Origin of the sequence: Azohydromonas aeria (assembly GCF_009760915.1) — a bacterium.
Lineage (GTDB): Bacteria > Pseudomonadota > Gammaproteobacteria > Burkholderiales > Burkholderiaceae_C > Azohydromonas > Azohydromonas aeria.
The window spans coordinates 1-3,646 of sequence record NZ_VIDQ01000162.1 but is presented as its reverse complement, the minus strand read 5'-3'; the positions used below and the strand labels follow the sequence as shown (position 1 = coordinate 3,646).

Below are 3,646 nucleotides of genomic sequence, written 5' to 3'. Positions count from 1 at the left end.
GAGTCGCGGTTGGTGTAGAGGAACCCCGTGCCCACCATGCCTTCGGTGACGCTGCCCATCATCTCGATGACCACGCCCTCCTCGTCCTTGACGTTGAAGCGCTGCTGGATCACCTCCTCGGGCATGAACAGGATCTCCTTGACCGCCAGCGCCACGTTGGACGCCTGGATCTCGCCGTGCAGCCCCGCCTTGCGCGCCAGCGTCGAGTTCACGCCGTCGGCCACGACCACCACGTCGGCATACACCTCGCCGCCGATGCGGTCGCAGCGCACGCCCACCACCCGCTCGCCGTCGAGCAGCAGCTCCTCCACCGTGGTCTCGCAGATCAGCAGCGCGCCGGCCTCGCGCACCTTCGACGAGAACCACTTGTCGAACTGGGCACGGATGATGGTGTAGCGGTTGTAGGGCGGCTTGTTGTAGTCGTCGCTGCGAAAGTGCGTGCCGACGAAGGAGGCATCGTCGAGCACCCACACCCGCTGCTCGATGACGTGGCGCTCCAGCGGCGCGTCGTCGCGGAAGTCCGGGATGATCCGCTCCAGCGCGTCGGCGTAGAGGATCGCGCCCTGCACGTTCTTGCTGCCCGGGTACTCGCCGCGCTCGATCTGCAGCACCTTGAGCCCTGCCTGGGCCATCGTGTAGGCCGCGGCGTTGCCCGAAGGCCCCGCGCCCACGACGATCGCATCGAACTTCTCCTTGGCATGCCTGGCCATGTGGTGTTCTCCTTGTGAAGTCGGGCGCCACACCCGTCGCGAGCGGTCCATCGCACGGAGCGTGCCAGCGGGCCTGCATCGGAACTTCCCCGTGTACCGGGCACTTTTTCGCATCGAGGCCCGGGCTGGGTCCTCCCGGTGCGGGACATGCCTGTCGGCTTTGTCGCCAATGCAACGCGGCCGACATGCCCGGGAGATCCCGCCTGCGGGGCAGCGCGCCCTGGCATCGAGCGTGCATGCGTGCGGCGCCCGCGACGCTGCAGGAACCTGACTCATGAACCTCTTCACCGGCACTGCATCAGACGCCTTCTTCGGCGGCGAGGTCCCGGCCCCGGTGCGCGAGCTGCTGCACCAGGCGGCGGCCAGCACCGCGGCCGGCAAGCGTGCCGCGCTGCTGTGGACGGCCCATGCGCTGGCGCCGCAATGCCTGGCGGTCTACTACGCGCTGTACAAGCACCACGCCGGGCGGCGCGAGTTCGAGCTGGCCGAGCGCGCGGCCTGGCGGGGGCTGGACGAGGCGGCGCGGCAGGGCGGCATCGGCGCCGACTGGCGCACGGTCGAGCCCGCACCGGTACTGGACTTCAGCCGCGACGGGCCGCAGCGCTTCTGGCTGTTCACGCTCAAGGCCGTGTCGTTCATCCACCTGCGCAGCGAGCGGGCCGAGGTGGCCGGAGAGCTCCTGGCCAAGCTGCACCAGCTCGACCCACGGGCGCAGACGGGCAGCGAGGTCACGGCTTCGCTGCTGCGGGCGGCGGGCGCGGGGCCGCGGCCGGCGCGCTGAGTGCGGGCATGTAAACGGTGGGCATCGCTGGGCAGGTATTGTTTGCCGTGCTTCGCCCATCCCGCACCTTTGGAAACGCGGTTCAGTGGTCGGGCCTCCTACCAGCGCGTTGAAAGGCGTCTTTGCCGGGCCTGCGCAAGGGCGGAAGCACGGATCAGCGGCCAGGCAGCTGGCCGCAGGGTTCTTCGAAGGCCCGATCTGACGGACCGCGCGCAACGACTTCAGAGATCGTCCGCCAGCACTTCCGTCGCGATGAGCTGCGCGCGCAGCGCCCAGCGCGCGCGCCAGCCCGGGCCGGCCCAGACGGGGTCGTCCGCGCGCTCGAAGGCCGCGGTCGCCTCCGACTTGGTCCAGTAGACGCGGCACTCGCCGCGGGCGCGCAGCGCGGCCTCGCCGGCCTGCGCTGGCGTCACCGGCTCCAGCAGGTACTGGCCGGGCTCGCCCAGGTGGTCGGCGCGGTACAGCGGCGTGTCCCAGCCGTATTCCTCGCCCATGGCGCAGATGCCGGGAAACGTCTCCCCCACGCGCGGCGTGTCGGGCGTGGCGTCGAACATCTCCAGCAACTCGCGCGGCGTGGCGCGGTCGTGGATCTCCCAGGGCTGCAGCGCATCGTCGGCCGCCACCTTGCGCAGCAGGTCGTCGCCGTCGTAGGCGAACCAGCAACGCGGCTCGGCCGCCTTCGGGATTTCAAGCACGAAGATCATGGCCGGGTGCCCGCTCACTCGGCGCCGTCGGCGAAGACCTTCTGCCACACGGCCCGGCGCAGCCGCTCGCTCACGGCCTGCGGCGTGCCGTCGAAGCGGTCGGTGGCGCGGCGCAGCGCGGCCTGGGCCACCGACACTTCGGGCATCGTCAGCGGGATGCGGCCGGCCACATGCGTGGCCTTGGGCACCGCGCGCAGGATGGCCTGGCGGTTGGGATGCTCGTCGAGCACGACGAGGGCGTCGGCCTCGGGCTGGCCGTCCAGGCAGACGTAGCCCCCGATCACCTCGACCTTGCGGCCATCGAGGGTGGTCTTGATATGCACGGGTGTCATCGCAACCTTTACCTTTAACCACTGGAGCGGGCGACGCGTTGCGCCGCCCTTGAAGGCGGTCGCGCCTTTCGGCGCGGCCATGGCTCAGCGAATGATGTCGTAGCTGTAGTCCGTCTTGCCCGGGACGATGGTGTTGGCGTCCAGCGTCTCGAAGAACTCGTCGAGCAGCATCGTCAGCAACCGCAGCCCGCCCTCGTAGCCCCAGGTCGGGAAGCGGTGGTAGTGGTGCCGGTCGAAGATCGGGAACACCAGCCGGATCAGCGGCGTGCCCACGTCGCGCTCCAGGTACTTGCCGTAGGTGTTGCCGATGAGGAAATCCACCGGCTCCGTGTGCAGAAGACTGCGCATGTGCCACAGGTCGCGCTTGGGGTACACCTTGCACGCCGCGCCGTAGGGCGAGGCGTCGAAGAGCGCCTGCACCTTGGCCGCCCAGGCCTCGCCGCCGTTGGTGGCCAGCACGTGCGCGGGCTCCGCGCCGAGCTCCAGCAGGAACTCGGTGTAGCCCAGCAGCTGATCCGGGTCGCCGTAGAGCGCGTAGCGCTTGCCGTGCAGGTGCGCCTGGCTGTCGGCCAGCGCGTCCACCAGCTGCCCGCGCTCCTTCTCCAGCGCGGCGGGAACGGGCAACCCGGTCAGGCGCGCGATCGCCATGATGAAGCGGTCGGTGCCGGCCACGCCCACCGGGGCGTTGAGCACCACCACCTCCTGGCCCTTCTCGGCGATGTACCTGGCCGTCTTCTCGCAGCAGTACTCCTGGAAGATGATCGTCGCCTTGGCGTTGAGCGCGGCCTCGACCTCGGCCTTGGTCGTGCCGCCGTCGTACATGCGGAACTCGCCGTCGGTGGGCGTGTTCCAGACCTCCGAGGGGTCGCAGAGGATGTTCACCTTGGCGCCGAAGAGCTCGAAGATGCGGCGCACTTCCTTCATGTTGCCCACGACGAAGCCGTCGAAGCCGCCGATGAAGTTGATGCTCTCGTCCGGGCTGCGCACCAGCGGCTCGGCCGTGCCGGCCTTGCCGTCCCAGAAGTGCTTGAGCACGCCCAGCAGCGCGTTGTCGTAGCCCGTGACGTGGCTGCCCACGAAGGCCGGCGTGTGGGCGAAGGGCACGTCGAACTCCGCCGG

At 69.7% G+C, this 3,646-nt stretch carries 5 protein-coding genes; 1 reads left to right on the top strand and 4 read right to left on the bottom strand.

The genetic code is table 11. The features are described from left to right. A partial coding sequence (locus tag FJ694_RS36025) for an FAD-dependent monooxygenase (protein ID WP_157272328.1) occupies positions 1-710 on the bottom strand: 710 nt, incomplete at its 3' end. 274 nt (positions 711-984) lie between these two features. Between FJ694_RS36025 and FJ694_RS36020 the strand changes: the two genes are divergently transcribed. Continuing rightward, positions 985-1,491: a hypothetical protein gene (locus tag FJ694_RS36020; RefSeq protein ID WP_157272327.1), complete on the top strand. Its 507-nt coding sequence runs from the start codon at positions 985-987 to the stop codon at positions 1,489-1,491. Positions 1,492-1,712: 221 nt separating this feature from the next. On the opposite strand, the gene FJ694_RS36015 is transcribed toward FJ694_RS36020, so the two are convergent. The 3 genes from FJ694_RS36015 to nifK all read right to left on the bottom strand — a co-directional run. Beyond that, on the bottom strand, positions 1,713-2,195 hold the full coding sequence (locus tag FJ694_RS36015) for a hypothetical protein (RefSeq protein ID WP_157272326.1): 483 nt from the start codon (positions 2,193-2,195) through the stop codon (positions 1,713-1,715). A 14-nt stretch (positions 2,196-2,209) separates the two neighbouring features. Next, a complete protein-coding gene (locus FJ694_RS36010; RefSeq protein ID WP_157272325.1) occupies positions 2,210-2,527 on the bottom strand; it encodes a hypothetical protein in 318 nt (105 codons plus the stop codon). Between the two features lie 84 nt (positions 2,528-2,611). Then, a partial coding sequence (gene nifK, locus FJ694_RS36005) for a nitrogenase molybdenum-iron protein subunit beta (protein WP_157272324.1) occupies positions 2,612-3,646 on the bottom strand: 1,035 nt, incomplete at its 5' end.

Excerpts from the sequence above, each read along its gene's own strand:
- FJ694_RS36010 (WP_157272325.1), bottom strand. The coding sequence starts at position 2,527 with ATGACACCCGTGCATATCAAGACCACCCTCGATGGCCGCAAGGTCGAG.
- FJ694_RS36015 (WP_157272326.1), bottom strand. The coding sequence starts at position 2,195 with ATGATCTTCGTGCTTGAAATCCCGAAGGCGGCCGAGCCGCGTTGCTGG.
- FJ694_RS36020 (WP_157272327.1), top strand. The coding sequence starts at position 985 with ATGAACCTCTTCACCGGCACTGCATCAGACGCCTTCTTCGGCGGCGAG.